The 24,920-nt window shown below is 73.6% G+C and carries 24 protein-coding genes; 5 read left to right on the plus strand and 19 right to left on the minus strand.

The features are described from left to right. From AB0K09_RS09020 to AB0K09_RS09085, 14 genes are all read right to left on the minus strand, one after another. Positions 1-598 (minus strand): ATP-binding protein (locus AB0K09_RS09020; RefSeq protein WP_366064631.1); only part of this gene is annotated, 598 nt, incomplete at its 3' end. A 26-nt stretch (positions 599-624) separates the two neighbouring features. Continuing rightward, positions 625-822 carry a hypothetical protein gene (locus tag AB0K09_RS09025; RefSeq protein WP_366064632.1) on the minus strand — a complete coding sequence of 66 codons (198 nt, stop codon included), beginning with the start codon at positions 820-822 and terminating at the stop codon, positions 625-627. Between the two features lie 504 nt (positions 823-1,326). Further along, positions 1,327-2,220, minus strand: a complete 894-nt coding sequence (locus AB0K09_RS09030; RefSeq protein ID WP_366064633.1) for an alpha/beta hydrolase — start codon at positions 2,218-2,220, stop codon at positions 1,327-1,329. Between the two features lie 67 nt (positions 2,221-2,287). Continuing rightward, a complete protein-coding gene (locus AB0K09_RS09035) occupies positions 2,288-4,507 on the minus strand; it encodes an MMPL family transporter (RefSeq protein ID WP_366064634.1) in 2,220 nt (739 codons plus the stop codon). A gap of 194 nt (positions 4,508-4,701) precedes the next feature. Then, a complete protein-coding gene (locus AB0K09_RS09040; RefSeq protein ID WP_366064635.1) occupies positions 4,702-5,376 on the minus strand; it encodes a hypothetical protein in 675 nt (224 codons plus the stop codon). A gap of 188 nt (positions 5,377-5,564) precedes the next feature. Further along, positions 5,565-7,073 (minus strand): Asp-tRNA(Asn)/Glu-tRNA(Gln) amidotransferase subunit GatB, encoded by a 1,509-nt coding sequence (gene gatB, locus AB0K09_RS09045; protein WP_366064636.1) that lies wholly within the window; start codon positions 7,071-7,073, stop codon positions 5,565-5,567. 25 nt (positions 7,074-7,098) lie between these two features. Continuing rightward, on the minus strand, positions 7,099-7,365 hold the full coding sequence (locus AB0K09_RS09050) for a hypothetical protein (protein WP_366064637.1): 267 nt from the start codon (positions 7,363-7,365) through the stop codon (positions 7,099-7,101). Further along, a complete protein-coding gene (gatA, locus tag AB0K09_RS09055) occupies positions 7,362-8,855 on the minus strand; it encodes an Asp-tRNA(Asn)/Glu-tRNA(Gln) amidotransferase subunit GatA (RefSeq protein ID WP_366064638.1) in 1,494 nt (497 codons plus the stop codon). The genes AB0K09_RS09050 and gatA overlap by 4 nt, the downstream gene beginning before the upstream one ends. 5 nt (positions 8,856-8,860) lie before the next feature. Next, positions 8,861-9,157: an Asp-tRNA(Asn)/Glu-tRNA(Gln) amidotransferase subunit GatC gene (gene gatC / locus AB0K09_RS09060; RefSeq protein WP_366064639.1), complete on the minus strand. Its 297-nt coding sequence runs from the start codon at positions 9,155-9,157 to the stop codon at positions 8,861-8,863. A 98-nt stretch (positions 9,158-9,255) separates the two neighbouring features. Then, positions 9,256-11,346, minus strand: a complete 2,091-nt coding sequence (locus AB0K09_RS09065) for a bifunctional diguanylate cyclase/phosphodiesterase (RefSeq protein ID WP_366064640.1) — start codon at positions 11,344-11,346, stop codon at positions 9,256-9,258. A 173-nt stretch (positions 11,347-11,519) separates the two neighbouring features. Then, positions 11,520-13,742 carry an NAD-dependent DNA ligase LigA gene (gene ligA, locus AB0K09_RS09070; RefSeq protein WP_366064654.1) on the minus strand — a complete coding sequence of 741 codons (2,223 nt, stop codon included), beginning with the start codon at positions 13,740-13,742 and terminating at the stop codon, positions 11,520-11,522. 32 nt (positions 13,743-13,774) lie between these two features. Beyond that, the gene (locus AB0K09_RS09075) at positions 13,775-14,788 is read right to left on the minus strand and encodes a methionine synthase (RefSeq protein ID WP_366064641.1); all 1,014 of its coding nucleotides are present in this window, start codon (positions 14,786-14,788) and stop codon (positions 13,775-13,777) included. A gap of 13 nt (positions 14,789-14,801) precedes the next feature. Then, positions 14,802-15,500 carry an SDR family oxidoreductase gene (locus AB0K09_RS09080; RefSeq protein WP_366064642.1) on the minus strand — a complete coding sequence of 233 codons (699 nt, stop codon included), beginning with the start codon at positions 15,498-15,500 and terminating at the stop codon, positions 14,802-14,804. A gap of 14 nt (positions 15,501-15,514) precedes the next feature. Next, the gene (locus tag AB0K09_RS09085; RefSeq protein WP_366064643.1) at positions 15,515-16,054 is read right to left on the minus strand and encodes a TIGR00730 family Rossman fold protein; all 540 of its coding nucleotides are present in this window, start codon (positions 16,052-16,054) and stop codon (positions 15,515-15,517) included. Between the two features lie 83 nt (positions 16,055-16,137). Here AB0K09_RS09085 and AB0K09_RS09090 point away from each other — a divergent pair, with 83 nt between their 5' ends. Together AB0K09_RS09090 and AB0K09_RS09095 are read left to right on the plus strand one after the other, a co-directional pair. Then, positions 16,138-16,548 carry a hypothetical protein gene (locus AB0K09_RS09090; RefSeq protein ID WP_366064644.1) on the plus strand — a complete coding sequence of 137 codons (411 nt, stop codon included), beginning with the start codon at positions 16,138-16,140 and terminating at the stop codon, positions 16,546-16,548. Further along, on the plus strand, positions 16,545-18,782 hold the full coding sequence (locus AB0K09_RS09095) for a tetratricopeptide repeat protein (protein WP_366064645.1): 2,238 nt from the start codon (positions 16,545-16,547) through the stop codon (positions 18,780-18,782). The genes AB0K09_RS09090 and AB0K09_RS09095 overlap by 4 nt, the downstream gene beginning before the upstream one ends. Positions 18,783-18,955: 173 nt before the next feature. Here AB0K09_RS09095 and AB0K09_RS09100 read toward each other — a convergent pair whose 3' ends face one another. Further along, entirely contained in the window at positions 18,956-19,258 is a 303-nt protein-coding gene (locus AB0K09_RS09100) for a hypothetical protein (RefSeq protein ID WP_366064646.1), read from the minus strand. On the opposite strand from AB0K09_RS09100, the gene AB0K09_RS09105 reads away from it, so the two are divergent. Then, complete coding sequence (locus tag AB0K09_RS09105; protein ID WP_366064647.1) at positions 19,257-19,544, plus strand: hypothetical protein; 288 nt, start codon at positions 19,257-19,259, stop codon at positions 19,542-19,544. The two genes, AB0K09_RS09100 and AB0K09_RS09105, sit on opposite strands and share 2 nt — an antisense overlap. A gap of 118 nt (positions 19,545-19,662) precedes the next feature. On the opposite strand, the gene mnmA is transcribed toward AB0K09_RS09105, so the two are convergent. Further along, positions 19,663-20,817 (minus strand): tRNA 2-thiouridine(34) synthase MnmA, encoded by a 1,155-nt coding sequence (mnmA, locus tag AB0K09_RS09110; protein ID WP_366064648.1) that lies wholly within the window; start codon positions 20,815-20,817, stop codon positions 19,663-19,665. A 252-nt stretch (positions 20,818-21,069) separates the two neighbouring features. Beyond that, positions 21,070-22,239 (minus strand): cysteine desulfurase family protein, encoded by a 1,170-nt coding sequence (locus AB0K09_RS09115; protein ID WP_366064649.1) that lies wholly within the window; start codon positions 22,237-22,239, stop codon positions 21,070-21,072. Between the two features lie 129 nt (positions 22,240-22,368). Here AB0K09_RS09115 and AB0K09_RS09120 point away from each other — a divergent pair, with 129 nt between their 5' ends. After that, on the plus strand, positions 22,369-22,875 hold the full coding sequence (locus tag AB0K09_RS09120) for a DinB family protein (protein WP_366064650.1): 507 nt from the start codon (positions 22,369-22,371) through the stop codon (positions 22,873-22,875). Here AB0K09_RS09120 and AB0K09_RS09125 read toward each other — a convergent pair. Next, entirely contained in the window at positions 22,863-23,831 is a 969-nt protein-coding gene (locus AB0K09_RS09125) for a YafY family protein (protein WP_366064651.1), read from the minus strand. The genes AB0K09_RS09120 and AB0K09_RS09125 overlap by 13 nt on opposite strands. A gap of 104 nt (positions 23,832-23,935) precedes the next feature. Between AB0K09_RS09125 and AB0K09_RS09130 the strand changes: the two genes are divergently transcribed. Continuing rightward, entirely contained in the window at positions 23,936-24,514 is a 579-nt protein-coding gene (locus tag AB0K09_RS09130; protein ID WP_366064652.1) for a TIGR03086 family metal-binding protein, read from the plus strand. 12 nt (positions 24,515-24,526) lie between these two features. Here AB0K09_RS09130 and AB0K09_RS09135 read toward each other — a convergent pair. Next, the coding region (locus tag AB0K09_RS09135; RefSeq protein ID WP_366064653.1) for a TRIC cation channel family protein at positions 24,527-24,920 on the minus strand (394 nt) is incomplete at its 5' end.

Raw genomic sequence — 24,920 nt, forward strand, 5'->3', positions numbered from 1 at the left:
GGCGCAGGGGGTGGCGGCGGTGGATGTCGTCGGAACGGTAGGTGGTGACGATGACCAGCCGCGCGGTGTGCAGGGAGCGGAAGAGGTAGCCGAGCAGTTCGCGGGTGGAGCGGTCGGCCCAGTGCAGGTCCTCGATGGCGATGACGACGGTGCGGTCGGCGGTCAGCCGCTCCAGCAGCCGGGCGGTGAGCTCGAACAGCCGGGCGCGGCTGTCCTCGTCGCGCGACTCGCGGGTGGTCTCGCCGAGTTCGGGCAGGAGCCGGGCCAGTTCGCCCTCCTGGCCGGCGGCGGCATGGGCGAGGTCGTCGCCGAGCTGGGCGTGCAGGGAGCGCAGGGCGGTGGAGACGGGCGCGAAGGGCAGGCCGTCCGCCCCGATCTCCACGCAGCCGCCGACGGCCGTGACGGCGCCGGAGGCGGCGGCCGTGGCCAGGAACTCCTCGACGAGGCGGGTCTTGCCGACGCCGGCCTCGCCGCCGACGAGCAACATCTGGGGCTCGCCCGTTGCGGCACGGGCGAGCGCGTCGGTGAGCGCGCCGAGTTCGTCGGCGCGCCCGATGAACACCGGGCTCACGGAGGTCTTCTGCACGTCCGTGAGCATCGCACAGACATCCGGGTGCGGGCCGCTCACGCGGCGAGGCCGTGCCGCCGGCGCCGGCGCAGGACCTGGCCGATGCGCCGGAGGGCGGGCTCCTCCACGCCCTTGCCGGAACGGACCTCCCGAACCAGCCGGGCCTGCTCGGCCTCGGCGAGGAGCCGCAGATGGGCGGCGTCACGGGTCAGCTCGGCGGCCTGGAAGCGGAACAGGAGTTCGTGGTTCGACATGGTGTCATCTCCGTGGGTCTTGGCTGCTCAGGGGCCGTTTTCCGGCCCAAGAGAAGAGTGCTCCCTAAGGCGGGAGAGCCACATCGGGCGATCGCCGCATCCCCAAAGGGGCCGAGTCCTCAGACGGCCCCTCAGACGCCTTAGACCCCTCAGACCCCTTGGACCAGCGCCCGCCCACCCCCGGGGCCGGGGGCTTCGCCCCCGCACTCCGCCCCACCCCGACGGCGATCGGCCCACGACCCGCCCGGTGGTGGCGGCCCCGGTGGCTTCACCTCCCGGCACCTCTCCGCCGCAACGGCGATCAGCCCACCGCGACCAACCCGGCGGTGCCGAACCGGCCTCGGCCGGCCAGGCCCGAAGGACGAACACCACCAAGCCCCTCCGCAAGACCACCGCCCCCAGAGCCCCCTCGGACGGGGGCCCGGGGGCTTCGCCCCCCGGCACTCCTCCCCGCCGCGACGGCGATCGGCCCACGACAACCAGCCCGGCGGTGCCGAACCCGCCTCAGCCGGCCAGGCCCCCGCTAGCGAGCCCCATCTGCGCGAACAGCGCGGCGCCCACCTCGCTCCTCGGATCGGCAAGATCGAACGGCAGGTCGAAGTGGTTGCGGTGCCCCACGACCAAGTCCGTCACGCGGGCCGCGCGCCCCGTGACCGCCGCGACGAGCTCGTCGTGCTGGCGGGCGAACTCCTCGGTCTCCGCGCCGCCCCGGGCGACGATCAGGGGCGGCAGCCGGTCCGGGAGGTGGTGGAGGGGGCTCAGCCGGCGGGCCGCCTCCGCGTCGAGCCCGAGCGGCTCGTTCACATAGGTGAGCCGAACGGGCTCGAGGTCGTAGACGCCACTGAGCAGAACCGCTCCCGCCGTCGCGCGCGCCGGGTCGCGGCCGTCCGGCAGCCCGTCGGCGAGCAGGGTCATCAGGACGAGATGGGCGCCGGCGGAGCTGCCGGCGAGGTGGACGCGCCGACCGTCCACGCCCAGCCGGTCCGCGTGGTCCAGCAGCCAGGCCGTGGCGCGGCGCACCTGGGCGACGATCTCGTCCAGGCGGTGGGCGGGGGCCAGCCCGTAGTCGAGCGCCGCGAACGCCGCACCGGCCGGGACGAGCCCTTCCGCCGGAAACGAGGAATCGTTCCTGCTGAGCTCCTGCCAGTACCCGCCGTGCACGAAGACGACCAGTGGGGCGTCCGGGACGCGGGCGGGGAAGAAGTCGAGCCGCTCACAGGGGGCGGGCCCGTAGCGCAACCCCCTGCGCACGGGGAGCGTGGCGCGCACCCGCGCGCTCCGGGTGGCGTAGGCGTCGAGGAAGACGGTCAGGTCCGCCACGCACGAGCTGGGCGAGTACTGCCGGTCGAGGGCGGCCTGGTCGTACGCGCCGTACACCGTTTCCCGTGCCGTGCCCATTCGAGGCTCCCTTCCGCCCGCACCGTATGGGCCGAGGGTACGGACGGCGGCGCCGTTGTCCAGGGCCTCAGCCGTGCGAGGCGTCGGCGCGCCGGGCCAGGGCCGGGACGGGACGCGTCGGGATGACGGTCGTGGGGCCGGCAGGAGGGGGCCCGGCCGGGGCGGGCTCCGGCGGCTCGATGCTCAGGCGCGGCAGCCGGCGCTCCAGCCAGGCCGGCAGCCACCAGTTGGCGCCGCCCAGCAGGTGCATCAGCGCCGGGACGAGCAGCGTCCGCAGGACGAACGCGTCCAGGGCGACGGCCGCCGCGAGCCCGATGCCGAACATCGCGATGACGCGGTCGCCGCTCAGCACGAAGGCGAGGAAGACGGAGATCATGATGATCGCCGCCGAGTTGATCACCCGGCTGGTCTCGGCGAGGCCCACCCGCACCGCGCGGCGGTTGTCGCGCGTGGCGAGCCACTCCTCGTACATCCGGCTGACCAGGAAGACCTGGTAGTCCATGGAGAGGCCGAAGAGCACCGAGACCATGACGACGGGCAGGAACGGCTCGATGGGCCCGGAGCCGCCCAGGCCGAGGGCCTCGCTGCCCCAGCCCCACTGGAAGACCGCGACGACCAGGCCGAAGGAGGAGGCCACGGCCGCGATGTTCATGGCCGCCGCCTTGAGCGGGATGCCGATGCTGCGGAAGGCCAGGAGCAGCAGCACACAGCCCAGGCCGACGACGGTGCCGACGAACAGCGGCAGTTTGGCGAGGACGACGCCGGCGAAGTCGTCGTAGGCGGCGGTCATGCCGCCGACCCGGACGTCGAGTCCGGTGCCGGCCGTGGCCTTCGGCAGGACGGTCGTGCGCAGCCGGTCGACGAGCTCGCTGGTGGCGCGGGACTGGGGGGCGGTGCCGGGGACGACCGTGATGACGCCCGCGTCGCCGCCGGGGCTCACCGTCGCCGGGCCGACGGAGGCGACGCCCTCGGTGTGGCGGAGGGTGGCGGGCAGCCGGTTGAGGGCGAGGCGGTCGGCCGCGCCGTCGAGGGGGGTGACGAGTGTGAGGGGGCCGTTGACGCCGGGGCCGAATCCGCGGGCGAGCAGGTCGTAGGCCTGGCGGGTGGTGGCGGTCGCCGGCCTGGTGCCCTGGTCGGCGGTGCCGAGGTGGAGGGAGAGCACGGGCAGGGCGAGCACCGCCATGACGGCGGCGGCGAGCGCGCCCAGCGCCTTCGGGTGGCGCTCGACGAAGGCGGACCAGCGGACGGCCAGGCCCGTGGCGTGCTCGGCGGGCAGCGGGCCGGTGGCGGCCAGCGCCCGGCGCTCGCGGCGGCCGAGGGCGCGCTCGCCGATGCAGGACAGCAGCGCGGGCAGCAGGGTGACGGAGGCGGCCACCGTGAGGACGACGGTGAGGGACGCGGCGACGGCCACGCCCACGAGGAAGCCGAGCCGCAGGACGAGCATGCCGAGCAGGGCCACGCACACCGTCCCGCCGGCGAAGACGACCGCGCGGCCGGTGGTGGCGACGGCCCGTTCGGCGGCCTCGCGGACCGTCAGGCCCTGCTTCAGCCCGCGCCGGTGCCGGGTGACGATGAACAGGGCGTAGTCGATGCCCACGCCGAGGCCGATGAGCGTGCCGAGCATGGGCGCGAAGTCGGCGACGGTCATGGCGTGGCCGAGCAGGGAGACGGCCATGGAGGCGGTGCCGACGCCCACGACGGCCGTCGCTATCGGCAGCAGGCTCGCGGCCAGCGAACCGAAGGCGATGAGCAGCACCACCGCGGCGACGGCGATGCCGATGATCTCGCTGAGATGGCCGCCCGACGCCTCGGTGCCGGCGACGGTGCTGCCGCCCACGGCGACGCTCAGCCCCGGGGCGGCCGCCGTCCGTACGGTGTCGACGACCTTGCGCACCTGCGCGGTGCCGGGCGCCCCGGGACCGGTGCGGAAGACGAGGGAGGCCTGGGCGGTGTGCCGGTCGGGGCTGAGCTCGGGGCGGCCGACCGAGGCGACGCCCGGCAGGGCGGCGACCTCGCGCAGGGTGGCGGTCATCCGGTGGTCGACCGCGGCGGCCCGGACCGTCCCGCGGTCCGTGTGCCAGACGATCACGTCGTCCCCGCCCTGGCCGGGGAACGCCCGCTCCAGCAGGGCGCTCGCCCGCGCGGCCTCGGTGCCGGGCACCTGGTAGTCGTCGGAGTAGGCGGACCCGGTGAGGGTCGCGGCCGCGCCGGTCCCCACGAGGGCCACGAGCCACAGCAGGACGACGACGAGGCGGCGGCGCATGCACCAGCGGGCGAGTGAGGTCATGGACGGCATTCCCGGGTATCGCGTCGATCTCGCCGGGAAGGCCCCGTGGTTCCGAGCGCATCAGCTACTGGGGGACGGACCTCGCGAACGCGCGCGTGAGCGCGGCCGCCGGGGCCCCTGCCGACCCACTGTGGCAGCCGGAAAAGATCCTTTGTCCGCTTTGTGGGGTAAGCCACATAACGGACCGTCGCATGTCAGCCCAGCGACCGCCAGTTGTGCGCCACGTCGACGACGAGGTGGTTGCCCCACTGGAAGACGCGGAACGGCAGCCTGGAACGCAGCCCCAGGCCGATCTGGGAATCACCCTCGTAGCTGCCGCCGAAACGGACGTCACGGAAGGTCCGGTAGCCGGAGACGTCCACCCCGGGCAACGACTGCCCGGACCGGGCGGCATAGGTCACCTCGCCGTTCTCCGCGTCCTGGGTCGGCGCCGCCACGCGGATCTCCAGCACCGCCTCGCCGCCGACCTTCAGGACCTGGCCCGAGCCGTCCTGGCGCAGATCGTCGACGTACGCCACGCGGTAGCCGATGGGCTCCCCGGGCGGGGCGCTGACGTCGAGGACCAGGCGGTCGTAGCAGGCGTGCTCGCCGGTTCTGACCCACATCAGCGGACTGCGCTCGGTGTCGTGGCGGACCTTCGGAAGGCTGCCCCAGCGGTGCGCGCAGCGCCCGGGGCGCGCGGGTACCGTCGCCACCGTGGTCGCCGTGGACGCCGAGCCCGCCGTCCTGCCCTCCGGGGTCATGGCCGTCGGCCCCAGGGTCATGGCCGTCTGCGTCCACGTCGCCGCGGCCGAGCCCGGCCCCACCGAGGCCGTCAGCCCGGCGCTCGCCACCAGCAGCGCGACCAGCGCTGTGATCGACCGTCGCATAGCTACCCCCAGCCGTCGATTACGGGCGCACGAACCGGCCCGCTCCTGCTGGCGATCCTGCCGGAGCGTTTCGCCACGCGGGGCACGTATCGCGAAATTCCGGCCAATGGGTGAGCTTGCGTCCATATGACAATGGCCGTCCCTCCGTGGAGGGACGGCCATCACGCGTCAACCGGACGGAGGGGCGATCAGCCCTCGACGCCGAGCTTCTCCAGGATCAGCTCGCGGACGCGCGCCGCGTCCGCCTGGCCCCGGGTCGCCTTCATGACGGCACCCACGAGGGCACCGGCCGCCGCGACCTTGCCGCCGCGGATCTTGTCCGCGATGGCCGCGTTCGCCGCGATCGCCTCGTCGACGGCCGCGCCCAGCGCGCTGTCGTCGGAGACGAGCTTCAGACCGCGCTTCTCGACGACCTCGTCCGGCTCGCCCTCGCCGGCCAGCACGCCCTCGATGACCTGGCGGGCCAGCTTGTCGTTGAGCGAGCCGTCGGCGACGAGCGCCGCGACGCGGGCCACCTGGGCCGGGGTGATCGGCAGCATGGCCAGGGCCACGCCGTCCTCGTTGGCGCGGCGGGCCAGCTCGCCCATCCACCACTTACGGGCGGCGGCGGAGTCCGCGCCGGCCTCGGTGGTGGCGACGATCAGGTCGACCGCGGCCGCGTTGAGGATCGACTGCATGTCGTGCTGGGAGACGCCCCACTCCTCGCGCAGCCGGTTGCGGCGCACGCGCGGCAGCTCGGGCAGGGTCCCGCGGAGCTCCTCCACCCACTCCCGCGCCGGGGCGACGGGCACCAGGTCCGGCTCCGGGAAGTAGCGGTAGTCCTCCGCCTCCTCCTTGATCCGGCCGGAGGTGGTGGAGCCGTCCTCCTCGTGGAAGTGCCGGGTCTCCTGCACGATCGTGCCGCCCGAGGACAGCACGGCCGCGTGCCGCTGGATCTCGAAGCGCACGGCGCGCTCGACGGACCGCAGCGAGTTGACGTTCTTGGTCTCGCTGCGGGTGCCGAACTTCTCGGTGCCGTTGGGGCGCAGCGACAGGTTGACGTCGCAGCGCATCTGGCCCATCTCCATCCGGGCCTCGGAGACGCCGAGCGCCTTGATGAGCTCGCGCAGCTCGGCGACGTACGCCTTGGCGACCTCGGGAGCCCGCTCGCCCGCGCCGACGATCGGCTTGGTGACGATCTCGATCAGCGGGATGCCGGCCCGGTTGTAGTCGAGCAGCGAGTGCCGGGCGCCGTGGATGCGGCCGGTGGCGCCACCCACGTGCGTGGACTTGCCGGTGTCCTCCTCCATGTGGGCGCGCTCGATCTCCACGCGGAAGACCTCGCCGTCCTCCAGCTGCACGTCGAGATAGCCGTTGAAGGCGATCGGCTCGTCGTACTGGGAGGTCTGGAAGTTCTTCGGCATGTCCGGATAGAAGTAGTTCTTCCGGGCGAAGCGGCACCACTCGGCGATCTCGCAGTTCAGCGCGAGGCCGATGCGGATCGCGGACTCGACGCCGGTCGCGTTGACGACCGGCAGCGCGCCGGGCAGGCCGAGGCAGGTGGGGCAGGTCTGCGCGTTGGGCTCGGCGCCCAGCTCCGTGGAGCACCCGCAGAACATCTTGGTCTTGGTGCCGAGTTCGACGTGCACCTCCAGGCCCATGACGGGCTCGAAGGCGGCCAGCGCGTCCTCGTACGACACCAGTTCAGTGACGGTCACGGAAAACTAACCTCTCAGTCCCTGCTCAGCCCGCGAGGACGTCGTCGCTGTTCATGCGGCGCAGCTCCCGCACGAGCAGGGCGACGCCGGTGACGATGGCGGCGGCGGAGACGACGGCGTCGACCAGCTGCAGCGTGTCCTTCTCGCCGCGGGCGGTCTTGGCCTGCTTCACCACGCTCACCGCGCCGAACAGGGTGGTGCCGATGGACAGGTACGTACCGGCCTTGGACTTCTTGAAGCCCTTGGCCTTCTTCAGCGCGCTCTTCTTGTCGGTGCTCTTGTCGGTGCTCACAGCGACGGTGCCTCCTCCAGCAGCGGGTGGCCCCAGCGCTCGGTGAACGCGGCCTCGACCGCGGCACCGACCTTGTAGAGCCGGTCGTCCTTCATGGCGGGAGCGATGATCTGCAGACCGACCGGCAGCCCGTCCTCGGGGGCGAGGCCGCAGGGCAGGGACATGGCCGCGTTGCCCGCCAGGTTGGTGGGGATGGTGCACAGGTCGGCCAGGTACATGGCCATCGGGTCGTCGGCGCGCTCGCCGATCGCGAAGGCGGTGGTCGGCGTGGTCGGCGAGACGATCACGTCGACCTGCTCGAAGGCCTTCTCGAAGTCCCGCGTGATGAGCGTGCGGACCTTCTGCGCCGAGCCGTAGTAGGCGTCGTAGTAGCCGGAGCTGAGCGCGTAGGTGCCGAGCATGACGCGCCGCTTGACCTCGGGGCCGAAGCCGGCCTCGCGGGTGAGGGCGGTGACGTCCTCGGCGGAGCGGGTGCCGTCGTCGCCGGCGCGCAGGCCGTAGCGCAGGCCGTCGAAGCGCGCCAGGTTCGAGGAGCACTCGGAGGGCGCGATCAGGTAGTACGCCGACAGGGCCAGGTCGAAGGACGGGCAGTCCAGCTCGACGATCTCCGCGCCGAGCTCCTTGAGCAGCTCGACGGACTCGTCGAAGCGCTGCAGGACGCCGGCCTGGTAGCCCTCGCCGCGGAACTGCTTGACGACGCCGACGCGCATGCCCTGGACCGAGCCGTTGCGCGCGGCCTCGACGACCGGCGGGACCGGGGCGTCGATGGAGGTGGAGTCGAGCGGGTCGTGGCCGGTGATCACCTCGTGCAGCAGGGCCGCGTCCAGGACCGTGCGGGCGCAGGGGCCGCCCTGGTCCAGGGAGGAGGAGAAGGCCACCATGCCGTAGCGGGAGACCGCGCCGTAGGTGGGCTTGACGCCGACCGTGCCGGTGACGGCGGCGGGCTGGCGGATGGAGCCGCCGGTGTCCGTGCCGATGGCCAGCGGGGCCTGGTACGCGGCGAGCGCGGCGGAGGAACCGCCGCCGGAGCCGCCGGGGATCCGGGTCAGGTCCCAGGGGTTGCCGGTGGGGCCGTAGGCGCTGTTCTCGGTGGAGGACCCCATGGCGAACTCGTCCATGTTGGTCTTGCCGAGGATGACGACGTCGGCGTCCTTCAGACGCTTGGTGAGCGTCGCGTCGTACGGCGGGATCCAGCCTTCGAGGATCTTGGAGCCGACGGTGGTCGGAATGCCCTCGGTGGTGAAGATGTCCTTCAGCGCGAGCGGCACGCCGGCCAGCGGGCCGAGCTTCTCGCCGCGCTCGCGCTTGGCGTCGACGGCGCGGGCCTGCGCGAGCGCGCCCTCGCGGTCGACGTGCAGGAAGGCGTGCACCTTCTCGTCGACGGCCTCGATGCGGGCCAGGTGGGCCTCGGTGACCTCGACGGCGGTGAGCTCGCCGGAGGCGATCTTCGCCGCGATCTCGGCGGCGGTCAGCTTGACGATGTCGGTCATGACAGTCAGTCCTCCCCCAGGATCTGCGGCACCTTGAAACGCTGCTGCTCCTGGGCGGGGGCGCCGGACAGCGCCTGCTCGGGGGTCAGCGACGGACGGACCTCGTCCGCGCGCATGACATTGGTCAGCGGCAGCGGGTGGGAGGTCGGCGGTACGTCTTGGTCGGCGACCTCGGCGACGCGGGCGACCGCGCCGATGATGTCGTCGAGCTGGGTGGCGAAGTGATCGAGCTCTTCGTCCTGCAGCTCCAGACGCGCCAGCCGAGCGAGGTGGGCGACCTCCTCGCGCGTGATGCCAGGCATGCAGCGATCCTCAGGGTGAGTGTGTAGGTTTCGGCCCAATCCTATGGCCAGCCCCGTCTCCACCACGAAACGGTTTCGCCGCCGCCACGACGTTCGGGTCAATCAGCCGCCGCCTGGAGCGGCGCGGCGGCCTCCGCCCCGGCTTCTGCCCCGGCCTCCGGCGGGCCCTGTCGCAGGCGGAGCCAGGCCGTCGTCTCGTCGGGCGGCATCGCCGCGGCCACCAGCCAGCCCTGCACCGCGTCGCAGCCCAGATCGCGCAGCCGCTCCCACGTCTCGTCGTCCTCGACGCCCTCGGCGACGACGAGCAGCCCGAGCGAATGGGCCAGGTCGAGCGTGCAGCGAACGATCTCCGCGTCCTCGTTGTCGATGGCGAGCCGGGCCACGAACGAGCGGTCGATCTTGAGCTCGCTGACCGGCAGCCGCCGCAGGTGGACGAGCGAGGAGTAGCCCGTCCCGAAGTCGTCGAGGGACATCTTGACGCCGTGCCCGGTCAGCCCGGCCATGGTGTCGGCCGCGCGCTGCGGGTCCTCCAGGAGCACGTGCTCCGTTATCTCCAGCTGCAGCGCCCCGGCGGGGACGCCGTGCCGGGCGAGGCGGGCGGCCACCGAGCCGGCGAAGCCGGGGGTGTGGACGTCGCGCGGCGAGACGTTGACGGCGACCGGCACCTCCAGGCCCATGGCCCGCCACTTGGCGACCTGGGCGAGCGCGGTCTCCAGGACGTACTCGGTGAGGCGGGGCATCAGCCCGGAGGACTCGGCGATGGCGATGAACTCGTCCGGGGAGACCCGGCCGCGCTCGGGGTGCACCCAGCGGACGAGGGCCTCCAGGCCCTCGACGTGGCCGTCGAAGCCGACCTTGGGCTGGTAGTGCAGCTCGACCTCGCCGGCGTCCAGGGCGCGGCGCAGATCGCCGAGCAGGCCGAGCCGGTCGGGGGTGTTGCCGTCGCGGCGGGCCTCGTAGACCTCGACGCCGCTGCGGTCGCGCTTGGCCTGGTACATCGCGACGTCGGCCCGGCGCAGCAGGCCCTCGGCGTCGAGGGCGTGGTCGGGGTAGACGGCGACACCGGCGCTGGCCTCCAGGACGAGGGTCAGGCCGTCGAGGTCGAGGGGGGAGCCGAGGTCGGCGACGAGGGTACGGGCCACGCGCTGGGCGCTGGTCAGCGAGTCGGCGGTGGGCAGCAGGACGGCGAACTCGTCGCCGCCGAGCCGGGCGGCCTCGGCGTCGCGCGGCAGGGCCAGGCGCAGCCGTTCCGCTATCTGGAGGAGGAGCCGGTCGCCGGCGAGATGGCCGAGCGTGTCGTTGACGGACCGGAAGCGGTCGAGGTCGATCAGGACGAGCGCGGCCCGGGTGCCGGCCTGCTCCGCCTCGTCGAGGGCGGTCCAGGTGCGTTCCAGCAGCCACTGGCGGTTGGGCAGCCCGGTGAGGGGGTCGCGCAGCTGTTCCTCGGCGCGGGCCCGGGCGATCCACAGGGTGGAGTCGAGGGCGACGAGCGGGACGGCGAAGAGCGGGAGCAGCAGCGGGGCGTGGTCGGCGACGACGGCGATGAGCGGGGCGATGCCGAGGAGGGCGATGCCGACGAGGGCCTGCCGGACGAGGGCGGTCCTGGCGATGGTGGTCAGCGGCGCGCGGGGGGCCATGGAGTACCAGAGCAGGGCGCGGGTGACGACCAGGTAGCAGAAGGCGGCGAGCGTGATCCGCAGGGCGGCGGCGAACCGCCAGGTGTCGGGCAGCCAGGGCTCCTCGACGGCCGCGGTGACGCCCAGGGCGGCGAGGGCCAGTCCGGCGGCGGCGATACCGAGGATGTCGACGGCGCCGTGGAGTAACGCCTGTCGCCACCGGTGCCGGCGGGCGGTGGCGACGAGGGTGACGACGGCGATGCTCACCAGGGAGGAAGGGAGCCAGCCGTAGAGCAGGAGCACGGCGAGGGTGAGGGCGGCGCCGGAGCCGGTGCCGCCCCACCAGCGGTCGCGGCCGAGGGCCACGAGGTGGGCGACGATGAGCGCGGTGAGCGTGGCGAGGGACCAGCCGACGGCCCCGCCGGGGAAGAGGGACCGGCCCGCGCCGACCGCCCGGGACGCGCCGAGGCCCAGCGCCAGGGCGGCCAGGGCCACACAGACGGTGGGCAGCGTGGGCGGGGTGCGGAGCCGGCGCAGCCGGGATGCCGGTTCGGCGCTGTCGGTGGGTTTCATGCCCGTCCCTCTCACAGCCGGCGGTGCCCGCGCCACGGCAGGCGCACATCTCAACAGTAGGCCGCAGAAGGCTACGGCGGGCAGCGATCCGCAGCGGTTGCCCGAATGGGATCCGGCCTTCCGTAGCCGTCCGGTACGCGCTGTAGGGGTAATGCCCACTGACTATGCGGGCATTACTCCGCGGGGGTGGCCTCCTGGGGCACGGCCGCGCCGCGCGCCGCCTCGGGGCCGCTCTCCAGGAGCACGGCGAAGCCGTTCTCGTCGAGCACGGGCACCTTCAGCTGCACGGCCTTGTCGTACTTCGAACCGGGGTTGTCGCCGACGACCACGAAGTCGGTCTTCTTCGACACCGATCCGGTCACCTTCGCGCCCTGACCCTGTAGTGCCTCCTTGGCGCCGTCGCGGGTGTAGGAGGAGAGCGTTCCGGTGACGACGACGGTCAGACCGGCCAGCGGACGCGGCCCTTCCTCCTTGCCGGCCTCCTCCTCCATGCGGACGCCGGCGGCCCGCCACTTCTCCACGATCTCGCGGTGCCAGTCCTCGGCGAACCACTCCCGCACCGCCGCCGCGGTGGTCTCGGCGATGCCCTCGACCGCGGCCAGCTCCTCCACACTCGCCTCGGCGATCCGGTCGATCGAGCGGAATTCACGGGCCAGGTCTTCGGCCGCGACCGGGCCGACGTGACGGATGGACAGACCGGTGAGGATGCGGGCGAGGGGCCTCTGCTTCGCCGCCTCGATGTTGGCGAGCATGGCGAGGGTGTTCTTCTTCGGTTCACCCTTTTGATTGGCGAAGAAGGTGACGACCTTCGGCTCACCCGTCTTGGGGTCGACCTTGGGCAGACCGCTGTCCGGGTCGAGGACGTACGACTTGATGGGCAGCAGCTGTTCGACCGTCAGGCCGAACAGATCGCCCTCGTTCCGCAGCGGGGACTCGGCGGGCTCCAGCGGCTGGGTGAGCGCCGTGGCGGCGACGTAGCCGAAGTTCTCGATGTCCAGGCACTTCCGGCCGGCGAGGTAGTAGAGCCGCTCGCGGATCTGGGCCGGGCAGGAGCGGGCGTTGGGGCAGCGGAGGTCGATGTCGCCCTCCTTCATCGGGCGCAGCCCGGTGCCGCACTCGGGGCACTCGGCCGGCATGACGAACTCCCGTTCGGTGCCGTCGCGCAGATCCACGACCGGGCCCAGGATCTCGGGGATCACGTCGCCCGCCTTGCGCAGCACGACGGTGTCGCCGATGAGGACGCCCTTGGCCTTGACGACGTCCTGGTTGTGCAGGGTGGCGAACTCGACCTCGGAGCCGGCGACGGTGACGGGCTCCACCACCGCGTACGGCGTGACGCGGCCGGTGCGGCCGACGCCGACGCGGATGTCCACCAGCTTGGTGTTGACCTCCTCCGGCGGGAACTTCCAGGCGATGGCCCAGCGGGGCGCGCGGGAGGTGGAGCCGAGCCGCCCCTGGAGGGGGATCTCGTCGAGCTTGACGACGACGCCGTCGATCTCGTGCTCCATGGAGTGCCGGACGTCAGGGTCGCCGTAGTGCGCGATGAACCGGCGCACGCCCTCCAGGGAGTCGACGACCTCGGCGTGCGCGGCGGTCGGCAGACCCCATTCGCGCAGCAGTTCGTACGCCTGCGACTGGCGCTCGATCTCGAAGCCCCGGCGCGCGCCGACACCGTGCACCACCATGTGCAGCGGGCGGGTACGGGTGACGCGCGGGTCCTTCTGACGCACCGAGCCGGCGGCGGCGTTGCGCGGGTTGGCGAAGGGCGGCTTACCGGCCTCCACCAGACGGGCGTTGAGCTCCTCGAACTTCTCCATCGGGAAGTAGATCTCGCCGCGCACCTCCACCAGCTCCGGAATGCGATCGCCCTTGAGCCGGTCGGGGATCTCCTCGATGGTGCGCACGTTGGGCGTGATGTCCTCACCCGTGCGGCCGTCGCCGCGGGTGGCGGCACGGGTCAGGCGCCCGTGCTCATAGGTGAGGTTGACCGCCAGGCCGTCGACCTTGAGCTCGCACAGGAAGTGGTACGCGGCGCCCTCGCCGACGTCCTTGGCGATGCGCTCGCCCCAGGCGGCCAGCTCCTCGTCGGTGAAGGCGTTGTCCAGGGAGAGCATGCGCTCGCGGTGCTCGACGGCCGTGAACTCCGTCTCGTAGGCGCCGGCGACCTTCTGGGTGGGCGAGTCGGGGGTGCGCAGCTCGGGGTGGCGCTCCTCCAGCTCCTCCAGCGCGCGCAGCAGCTTGTCGAACTCCGCGTCGCTGATGACGGGGGCGTCCTTCACGTAGTACCGGAAGCGGTGCTCCTCGATCCGCTCGGCCAGCAGCGCGTGCTTCTCCCGCGCCGCCGCGGGTGTCGTGGTGCCCGCCGCGAGCTCTCCGCCGTGCTGTTCGACCGCCACCGTCTCGTCCTCCCGTTGATCCATGGGCCCTGTCACTCAGGGTTGTCCGCGAGTGATCCGGCCGCCCGGACGCAGTGCGCGAGGGCCGCGCGGGCATAGGCGGGCGAAGCGCCCGCGAGCCCGCACGAGGGGGTGACCACCACGGACTCGGTGAGAGTCTCCGGTCGCAGCCCCAGCCTGCGCCACAGCGTCCTGACACCCATGACGCTACCGGCAGGGTCTGACAACGGGCCGTCGACGCCGGGCACCACGCCCGCGAACAGGGCGGTCCCGCCCTCGACCGCCTCACCGAGGGCCTCGTCCTCACGCTCGGTGAGCAGGGAGAAATCGAACGAGACGCCGGTGACACCGGCCCGGCGGAGCAGCGCGAAGGGCACGCCGGGGGCGCACGAGTGCACGACCACGGGCGCGCCCCCGGCGACCGCCACGATCTCGCGCAGGGCGCTCTCCACGACCGCCCGGTCCACGGCCCGGTGGGTGCGGTAGCCGCTGGCCGTGCGGATCTGCCCGCGCAGGACGGCCGTCAGCGACGGCTCGTCCAGCTGGAGCACGACCCGGGCGCCCGGCACCCGGCGCCGCACGTCCGCCAGATGGTTCCGCAGCCCCTCGGCCAGCGAGGCGGCCAGGTCCCGGCAGGCGCCGGCGTCGCTCAGCGCGGCCTCGCCGCCGCGCAGCTCCAGGGCGGCCGCCAGGGTCCACGGGCCGACGGCCGAGACCTTCAGCGCGCCCTCGTACCCCTGGGTGAACTCCTCCAGCGCGTCCAGGTCCTCGCCCAGCCAGGACCGGGCCCGCCGGGTGTCCCGGCCGGGCCGGTCGCTGATCCGCCAGCCGCTGGGCTCGACGTGCGCGAAGATCTCCGCGAGCAGGCCGGCGGTCCGACCGATCATGTCCGCGCCGGGCCCGCGCGCGGGCAGCTCCGGCAGGTACGGCAGGGCCTCCAGCGACCCCGTGACCGTCTTCGCGGCCTCGCGCGCGTCCGTGCCCGGCATCGACCCCACGCCGGTGGCGGCCCCGGCACCCCAGATCAGCTTGTTCTTCTCGCTCACCCAGGCAGGGTACTCAGCGGCCGGAGTACCCCGGCCGGACCGTCAGGTCGTGGATCTCCGCGTCCCGCGGCAGGTCCAGCGCGCACAGCACGGTCCGGGCGACCGAGGCCGGGTCGATCCACTTCTCCGGCTCGTACTCCTTGCCCTCCTGCTGGTGCACCTTGGCCTGCATCGCGGTGGCCGTCCGCCCGGGGTAGACGCTGGTGACCCGCACCCCGTTGGTGTGCTCCTCCCCGCGCAGCGAGTCGGCGAGCGCCTTGAGCCCGTGCTTGCTGGCGGCGTACGCGCTCCACTGCGGGTGCGCGGTCAGCCCCGCCCCGGAGTTCACGAAGACGACGTGCCCACGCGCCACCCGCAGCTGCGGCAGCAGCAGCCGCGTCAGCTCCGCCGGGGAGACCAGATTGACGGCGAGGGTGTGGTGCCAGGTCTTCGGCGTCAGCTCGCCGACCGGGCCCAGGTCCACGGCGCCCGCGATGTGCAGCAGCGAGTCGGCCCGCTCCGGCAGCGTCTGGTGGCTCAGCGCCCAGGAGATGCGGTCGGGGTCGTCCAGGTCGGCGACGAGCGTACGGGCCCCGGGGAAGTGCCGTTCCAGCTGCTTGGCCCGCCCGGCGTCGCGGGCGAACAGGTAGAGCTCGTCGCCGCGCTCGAGCAGCTGCCGTGCGACGGCCTCGCCGATACCGGAGCCGGCTCCGGTGATCACATGTGTAGCCATGGGGCCAGCTTGCCTCATCGCGGGCCCGCGGACTCCTCGAGGTACGCCATGGCGCCGACGCCGTCCTCGGCGAAGAACACCAGGTCGGCCAGGGGACGTGGCAGGAAGCCCTCCGCCTCCATCCGCTCGAACTGCTGCCGGAGACCGTCGTAGAACCCGGCCGCGTTCAGCAGGACGACCGGCTTGCCGTGCAGCCCGTGCTTCTTCAGTTCCAGGATCTCCGTCGCCTCGTCGAGGGTGCCCGTCCCGCCGACCATCACCACGATCGCGTCACCGCGCGCGAGCAGCTGGGCCTTGCGCTCGGCGAGGTCCTTGGCGATCACCATCTCGTCGGCGTTCGCACGGGCCTTGCCCGCGAGGAACTCCACGGACACCCCCACCAGCCGCCCGCCGTGCTCCTGTACGCCGTCCGCCATCACCTTCATGAGCCCCGACTCCGAGCCGCCCCACACGAGCGTGTGGCCGCCCTTGCCGATGAGCTCCGCGAACTCGCGGGCGGGGACGGTGTAACGGTCGTCGAGGTCGGCCGCGGAGCAGAAGACGGTGATATGCATGGCGTCACGTTACGCCGGTCGTGTCCCCCGGATGCCGGTGGACCGTGCTTCCATGGCAGTCCGGCGAGAGGGGGAGCGTGCGCATGCTGAGCGAGGCGATGACGGCACTGGCCGCGGCGGGAGGCACGGCCGTGGTCCAGGCGGCGGGCACGGACGCCTGGCAGACGGTCAGGGCCCGGGCGGCGCGGCTGCTGGGACGGGGTGGGGAGGAACCCACGCGGGTCGCGGTGGAGCAGCTGGACCGGGTGGCGGCCCGGCTGGAGGGCGACGGCACGCCGGAGACGGAGGCGAGCCGGATAGGCATGGCCTTCGGGGCGCTCCTGACGGGCCTGGACGAGGCGGCGCGCCGGGAAGCGGCCGCGGAGCTGCGCGAGTTGATCGCCCTGACCGAGGATCGCGCCGGCGACCGCATCGACTTCAGCGGCACCTTCCACGGCCCGGTGCTGGGCAAGGGCACGCAGCGCATCTCGTACGGGGAGGCCCCGCGACGGTGAGCGGCGGTGACCACGCCGAGCTGAGCGGCACGTTCACGGGCCCGGTCCTCGGCACGGGTGTGCAGCACATCTCGTACGGGGTGGCCCGCGGCCCCGCGCCGCGGGCCCTCGCGGCGCTGCCGCCGGCACCGGGTCTGCTGGTGGGCCGCGAGGAGCAGGTGGCGGAGCTGCTGGCGAGCCTCGATCCGGGCGCCACGGGCAGTCCGACGACCGTCGTCTCGGCGGTGGCCGGGCTCGCCGGTGTCGGCAAGACGTCGCTCGTGCTGCACGCCGCGCACGAGGCGGTGGCACGCGGCTGGTTCCCCGGCGGGGTGCTCTTCGTCGACCTGCGCGGTTACGACCCCGGTGGTCCGCTCGGCACGGCCGAGGCCCTCGGCTCGCTGCTGCGGGCCGTGGGCGTCCGGGAGGCCGACCTGCCGCCGGGCGAGGCGGAGCAAGCAGCGCTGCTGCGCTCCCAGTTGGCGGAGATGGCGGCGGCCGGCAGACCGGTGCTCCTGGTCGCCGACAACGCCTCCGGCGCGGCCCAGGTGGAACCCCTGCTGCCGGGCAGTCCCGCCCACCGGGTGCTGGTGACGTCACGGCACACGCTCGCCTCGCTGCCGCGCGCCCGGCTGCTGGACCTCGACATCCTGACACCGGCCGGCGCGGCCGAGCTGATCGCCCGGTCGCTGACCGAGGCCCGGCCCGGCGATCCGCGCCCGGACGAGGAGCCGTCGGCGCTGGCCCGGCTCGCCGAGCTGTGCGGCCTGCTGCCGCTGGCCCTGCGGATAGCGGCCGCGCTGCTGAAGGCCGACCCCTACCGCAGCCTTGAAGACCTGGCCGACGAGCTGACGGAGTCCCACTCGCGCCTGGCCGCCCTGCACTACGACGACGACGGGGGCGCCCCCGGGGTGCGGGCGGCCTTCGACCTGTCGTACGCCCGCCTCGACGAGCGGCAGGCCCGGCTGTTCCGGCTCCTGCCGCTGAACCCGGGAGCGGACATCGCGACGGAGGCCGCGGCGGCCCTGGCCGGGGAGCCCGTACGACCGGTACGCGCTCTGCTGGCCGCCCTGGCCCGGGCCCATCTGCTGGAGCCGGTGGGCCGCGACCGGTGGCGGATGCACGACCTGGTGCGGGAGTACGCGCGGGAGCTGGGCCTGCGGCAGCAGGATCGCCGGGAGGCCCTTGGGCGGCTGCTGGACCACTACGTGGCCTGGGCCGAGGACGCCCAGTGCTTCACCCGGCCCGTTCCCGGGAAGCCCCGGAACGGCCATCTGACCGAGCACTCCCGGGCCCTGGCCTGGATCGAGCGCGAGCGCGCGACGCTGGTGGCGGCCACCACGCTGGCCGCGACGTCGGGCAGACCGCGGCAGGCGCTGACGCTGGCGCACCTGCTGCACCCGTTCCTGCACCGGCACCGCTACCGCGAGGACCTCGTGACCACCGCCCGTGCGTACCTCAAGGCCGCGCACATCACGGGCGACGAGCCGACCGTGACGCATGCCCTGTACGCGCTGGGCACGGCGCTGAACGAAGCGGAACGCTGGGACGAGGCCGTCGGCCGGCTGAAGGGCGCCACAGCCCTGGCGCAACGGGCGGGGGACCGGATCACCGAGTCCCGCGTCCTGCGGAGCATCGGCCAGGCGCACTCGCGAGCCGGCCGGCACGAGGAGGCGGCCCGCCACTTCGCCCACGCCCTGGCCGTCGCCAGGACGGCCGGCGACCGGAAGGGCGAGGCCGCGGCGGTGACGTGCCTGGGCACGGGCGCCTACGACCGGCAGCACTACGAGGAGGCCATAGCCCGCTTCGAGGAAGCCGAGGCCCTCATGGCCGAGGCGGGTGTCCACGATCACGGCACGAACCTCGCCAACCTGTTCCGGGCCCTGTTCAAAGCGGGCCGCCTGGACGAGGGCGTCGTCCGGTGCCGGGAGGCCGCCGCCCGCATGCGGTCGGAGGGTGACCGTCTCAGCGAAGTCCGTCTGCTGACCGAGGCCGGAATGAAGCTCCATCAGGCCGGACGGCTGGGGGACGCGGTCACATACCTCCGCGAGGCGGTGGCCGCCGGCGAGGAGTACGGCCACTGGGGGTTTCTCGGGGACGCGCTGTCCTGTCTCGGCCAGGCCCTGCTGGCGAACGGCGAAACCGCCGCAGGGCGAGACTGCCTGGAGCGGGCCGCGACGCTCTTCGAAGCCCATGAGGCCGGCGACCCCGCACAGGCGATCCGTACCCTCTTGTCGCAACTCTCCATAGCGTGAGCGGGTTTCAGCCACCTCGTGTCCCGGTTCGGAACCCGTTCCGTCGCGGCCGCGTCACAGAACTTCCCTGGATTTGGCGGCTCGTAAAGACGTTGTTAGCGTGACGTGCGCTCGTCAAGAGACGGCAAAATCCAGCTCGTTTTCATCGGGGGAGTTCCCAACGTGAAGGTTCGTCACATACGCGCGGCAGCCGTCTTCGGCGTCTGCGTCGTCGCCCTGACCGGCGCCCGCGGCCACCACGGCGGCAGCTGCGGCGGCGGCGGCTCCAGCCACCACAGCAGCGGCAGCTCGTCCACGAGCGGGGGCACGTCGACGAGCGGCGGCTCCGGCGGCGTGGACTCCTCGACGGGCGGCTTCACCTCGGGCGGCAGCACCGGCAGCACGGGCACCACCGGCAGCACGACGAGCGGCAGCACGTCCGGCACCTCGGGAAGCACCACCACCGGCGGCAGCGGCACCGGCCGGAACGACGCCATGAGCGACATCAAGATCAACGACTGTGCCTACACCGATCGCCTCGGCATCACGGCGAAGCTCAGCGCCACCAACGGCAGCGCCACGCTCAAGTACACCTACCGCCTCACCGTGAAGTTCACCGACCCCACGGGCAAGGTCACCCTCCGCAACCCGTCGATCCCCTACGTCTCCCCCGGCAAGACCGAGAACCTCGACGTCTCGACGCCGTACGTGCCGAAGCCGGGCGCGCCGAGCACCGGGGGCAAGTGCGAGGTCACGAACGTGCTGCGCACGATCGAGCGCTGAGCGGCGGGGCAACGACACGGCACGCTCGCCACCGGCCGAAGGCGGAGGGCACGTTTCGGCGACCCGGTGCCGGCCGGTGCCCGACGGACATCGGCCTGGAGATCTCGGTGCTGTTCCCCTACTGGGCCGCCCGCAGGGCGGCCCGCTCCGTCGTCGCGATCGTCGCCGAGCCCACCACGCGCGTGCCGTCGTAGAGCACGATCGCCTGGCCCGGCGCCACGCCGCGCACCGGCTCGGTGAAGCGGACCCGCAGCTCCTGCCCGTCCACCAGCTCGGCCGTCACCTCGGTCTCGCCGCCGTGCGCGCGCAGCTGGGCCGTGTAGGTGCCGGGGCCCTCGGGCGCGACGCCGCACCAGCGCGGCTTGATCGCGGTCAGGGCGGAGACGTCCAGGGCCTCGGCCGGGCCCACGGTCACCGTGTTGTTCACCGGCGAGATGTCGAGGACGTAGCGCGGCTTGCCGTCGGGGGCCGGGTGGCCGATGCGCAGGCCCTTGCGCTGGCCGATGGTGAAGCCGTAGGCGCCCTCGTGGGTGCCCAGCTTGTTGCCGGCCTCGTCGACGATGTCGCCCTCGGCCCTGCCCAGGCGCTTGGCGAGGAAGCCCTGGGTGTCGCCGTCGGCGATGAAGCAGATGTCGTGGCTGTCGGGCTTCTTCGCCACGGCGAGGCCGCGGGCCTGTGCCTCGGCGCGGATCTCGTCCTTGGTGGTGATCGTGTCACCGAGCGGGAACATCGCGTGGGCCAGCTGCTTGTCGTCCAGCACGCCCAGCACGTAGGACTGGTCCTTGGCCATGTCGCTGGCCCGGTGCAGCTCACGCGTGCCGTCCTCGTTCACCACGATCGTCGCGTAGTGGCCGGTGCAGACGGCGTCGAAGCCCAGGGCGAGGGCCTTGTCCAGCAGCGCCGCGAACTTGATCTTCTCGTTGCAGCGCAGGCAGGGGTTGGGGGTGCGGCCGGCCTCGTACTCGGCGACGAAGTCCTCGACGACGTCCTCGCGGAAGCGCTCGGCGAGGTCCCAGCAGTAGAAGGGGATGCCGATGACGTCGGCGGCCCGGCGGGCGTCGCGGGAGTCCTCGATGGTGCAGCAGCCGCGCGCGCCGGTCCGGAAGGACTGCGGGTTCGCGGACAGCGCGAGGTGCACGCCGGTCACGTCGTGACCGGCCTCGACGGCGCGGGCCGCGGCGACGGCGGAGTCCACCCCGCCGGACATGGCGGCGAGGACGCGGAGCCCCTTGCGGGGGGCGCTGAGGTCGGGGGCACCCGGGAAGTCAGTCATAGCCCCTCCAGGGTACGGGCTCGCGGGGCTCCGCCCCGGCCCCAGGTCGGGGGCAGCGGACTCCCGTCCGGCGGCTCGTGCCGAACGCCTCGGCCGCGGTGACCGGATATTCCGCCGGACCCCGGGGACGGTGGCTTGTCGCCGTTGCGGCGGACAGTTCTTCCGCCGCCGCGACGGCGAACGGCCACGACGTGCCGGACCGGCGGTATTCGCCCCCGGCGCAGTCCCGGCGAAAAGCCGCCGGCCAGTGCCCTAGCTGAGCCCCGCCGTCCGCGCACGCTCCACCACCGGGCCGATCGCGTCGACGACCGCGGCGACGTCGTCCCGCGTCGACGTGTGCCCCAGCGAGAACCGCAGCGTCCCCCGCGCCAGCTTCGCGTCCGTGCCCGTCGCCAGGACGACGTGGCTGGGCTGGGCCACCCCGGCCGTGCAGGCCGAGCCCGTGGAGCACTCGATGCCGCGGGCGTCGAGCAGCAGCAGGAGGGAGTCGCCCTCGCAGCCGGGGAAGGAGAAGTGCGCGTTGGCGGGCAGTCGGCCCGCCGGGTCCGGGTCGCCGCCGAGGACCGCGTCCGGGACGGCCGCGCGGACGCCCGCGATCAGCTCGTCCCGCAGTGCCCCGACCTCGCGCGCGAAGTCCGCGCGCCGCTCGGCGGCCAGCGCGCCCGCGACCGCGAACGCGGCGATGGCCGGTACGTCCAGCGTCCCGGAGCGCACGTGCCGCTCCTGACCCCCGCCGTGCAGCAGCGGTACGGGCGCGTACTGGCGGCCCAGCAGCAGCGCGCCGATGCCGTACGGGCCGCCGATCTTGTGGCCGCTGACGGTCATGGCGGCGAGCCCGGACGCGGCGAAGTCGACGTCCAGCTGGCCGACGGCCTGCACGGCGTCGGCGTGCAGCGGCACGCCGAACTCGGCCGCCACGTCGGCGAGTTCGCGGACCGGCATGACCGTGCCGATCTCGTTGTTGGCCCACATGACGGTCGCCAGGGCGACGTCGTCGGGGTTGCGGGCTATCGCCTCGCGCAGCGCGTCGGGGTGCACCCGGCCGTAGGCGTCGACCGGCAGGTACTCGACGGTCGCCCCCTCGTGCGCGGCGAGCCAGTCGACGGCGTCGAGCACGGCGTGGTGCTCCACGGGGCTGGCCAGGACGCGGGTGCGGGCGGGGTCGGCGGCGCGGCGTGCCCAGAACAGGCCCTTGACGGCGAGGTTGTCCGCTTCGGTGCCGCCCGCGGTGAACACGACTTCGCTGGGGCGCGCGCCGAGCGACGCGGCGAGCGATTCGCGCGCCTCCTCGACGGTGCGACGGGCCCGCCGCCCGGCGGCGTGCAGCGAGGACGCGTTGCCCGCTACGGCGAGCTGCGCGGTCATCGTCCGCACCGCCTCGGGGAGCATGGGGGTGGTGGCGGCGTGATCGAGGTAGGCCATGGTGGCAACGATTCTACGAGGCGGGCCGCGGGGTCGTACGGGGCGTTCCGGCCCTTGAGCACGTGAGAAGCCGGATCGCACCGGAGAAGGCGGACGCGATCTGACCTAAATCCCTCCTACGGTCGCCCCATGACACACGACGCGGACGAGCGCACCGAGTTGCTGCGCGCCCTGGCCGGGCAGCGCGAGACCTTTCTGATCACCCTGCGCGGGGTCACCGACGACCGGGCCCGCGAGCGGACGACCGTCAGCGAGCTGACGCTCGGCGGCCTGGTCAACCACCTGACGCACGGCGAGCGGAACTGGACCCACATCATGACCTCGGGCGACGGATCCACCCCCGAGTCCATGTGGGACATGGACCAGTACGCCATGCCCGAAGGCGCCACGCTCGACGGGCTGGTGGCCGCCTACCGGGACGCGGCCCGGGCCACCGACGCCGCGGTCGCCGCGCTGCCGGACCTCGACGTGACCGTGCCGCTGCCGGAGGCGCCGTGGGCCCCCGGGGACGTCCAGCACTGGTCCGCCCGCCGGATCCTGCTGCACCTGCTGCGGGAGCTCGCCCAGCACGCGGGCCACGCCGACATCCTGCGCGAGGCGCTGGACGGCGCGAACACCACTGCTCAGCTCGGCTGACCCGGCGCCGCGTACAGCCGGGCCGCGTGGGCCGCCACCGCCGCCAGGTCCTCCCGCACCGCCTCCGGGCCGGTGACCTCCAGGTCCGGCCCGTACCCCAGCAGGCCCCGCGCCGCCTCCGGGGCGGGGAAGACGAACTCCACCGTCGCGGGGTCGCCCTCGGAGGGCGGCCCGGCGAGCTGGTGGCCGCGCAGGCGCAGCAGCATGTCGAGCCGGGAGCGGCGGACGCGGGCCGTCACCTTGATCCCGCCCGGGCGGTGCTCCACCTGGCGGCGCAGCACGTCCCAGACGTCCGCCAGTTCCACGCCCTCCCGGCGGGCGACGGGCGCGTCGGTGAGGGTCAGGGCCTCGACGCGGTCGGCGCGGTAGAGGCGGGGCCGGGCGCGGTGGTCGGCGACGAGGTACCAGACGCCGGCCTTGGCGACGAGGCCGTAGGGGTCGACGGTGTAGGTCCGCGGCCGGGTGGCGCCGCCGTGGCGGTAGCGCAGCCGCAGCCGGCGGTCGGCGAAGACGGCGTCGTGCAGTGCGCCGAGATCGGCGGCGGTGCCCGGGCCGGGCATCCAGCGGACGGGGTCGACGAGGATGCGGCGGCTGGTGGCCTCGGCGGCCGGGCGGTGCGGGGCCGGCAGGGCGGCCATGACCTTGCGCAGGGCGGAGCCGAGGGCGCCGTCGAGGCCCAGGGCCGCGTGCGCGCCGCCCTGGGCGGCGAGGACGAAGAGGGCGCGGGCCTCGTCGGCGGTCAGCCCGGTGACGTCGGTGCGGTAGCCGGGGAGCAGGGCGATGCCGCCGTACCGGCCGCGCTCGGCGTAGACGGGGACGCCGGCGGCGGAGAGGGACTCGACGTCCCGGTAGATCGTGCGGACCGACACCTCCAGCCGCTTGGCCAGCTCGGCGGCGGGCACCCGGTCACGGGTCTGGAGGAGCAGCAGGATCGACAGCAGACGGTCGGACTTCACGTGCGTGGGCCTCCCCCGGGCAAACCTGACGGCGGATGTCAGCTTATGCGGGCAGGCTCTGCGTCGACCGGACACGGAGATCTTTCCGACGAAAGGCCTGACCCATGACTGCTTTCACCGACCCGCGCCCCCAGCTCGCCCGCGCTTCCGAGCAGGTGGCGCGGCTCGTCGCGGCCGTGCCTGCCGAGCGGCTCGGCGCCCCGACCCCGTGCGCGGAGTTCGACGTCCGGGCCCTGCTCGCGCACCTCGTATGGGGAGCGAACGCGGCCGCCGTGATCGGCGAGACGGGCGCGCGCGGTGAGCTCGCGCCCGACGTGGACGTGCCGGACGACGCCTGGGCCGGGACCTACGACCGGGCCCGCGACCGGCTGCTCGCGGCCTGGGCCGACGACGCCAGGCTCGACATGCCGGTCAGCGTGCCGTGGGGCGAGATGCCGGGCCGTGCCTACCTGGCCTCGGGCTGCGTGATGGAGATGACCGCACACGCCGGGGACCTCTCCCGGGCCCTCGGCGAGCCGTTCGCCCTGGACCAGGAGCTCGCCGAGTACGCCCTGGAGTGGGCACACCGGGCGCTGCCGGCCGAGCGGCGCGGCGAGGGCGTCCCGTTCGAGCCGGTCCGGTCGGCCCCGGAGGGCGCGGACGCGTACGGGCGGCTGGCCGCGTGGCTGGGCCGGGAGGTCTGAGGCCGGAACCGCCTAGGGGATCTCTTCCGAGGCGGCGCTGCGGCGGTGCCAGGCGCGCGGGGCGCGCCAGTGGTAGCGCATGGCCAGCAGGCGCAGCACGAACGCGGTCGTCACCGGCAGCACGCTGGTGGTGGCGTTGAACGTGCCGAAACGAATCAGCAGGGCGGCCATGGTGGATCCCACCATGGCCGGTACCGCGTAGAGGTCGCGGTCCCAGCGCAGCAGCGAGGGGACCTCATGGGCGAGTATGTCGCGCAGCACGCCGCCGCCGACGGCGGTGGCCAGGCCCAGGGTGGCGGCGAAGGTCAGGCCCAGCCCGTAGGCGTAGGCCTTCACGGTGCCCGCGACGCAGAACAGGCCTACAAGGAGTGGCTGGAGACCGGGCTCATCGAGCTCAAGGACCTCC

It is taken from the genome of Streptomyces sp. NPDC049577 (genome assembly GCF_040675635.1).
In the GTDB taxonomy this organism is placed as follows: domain Bacteria; phylum Actinomycetota; class Actinomycetes; order Streptomycetales; family Streptomycetaceae; genus Streptomyces.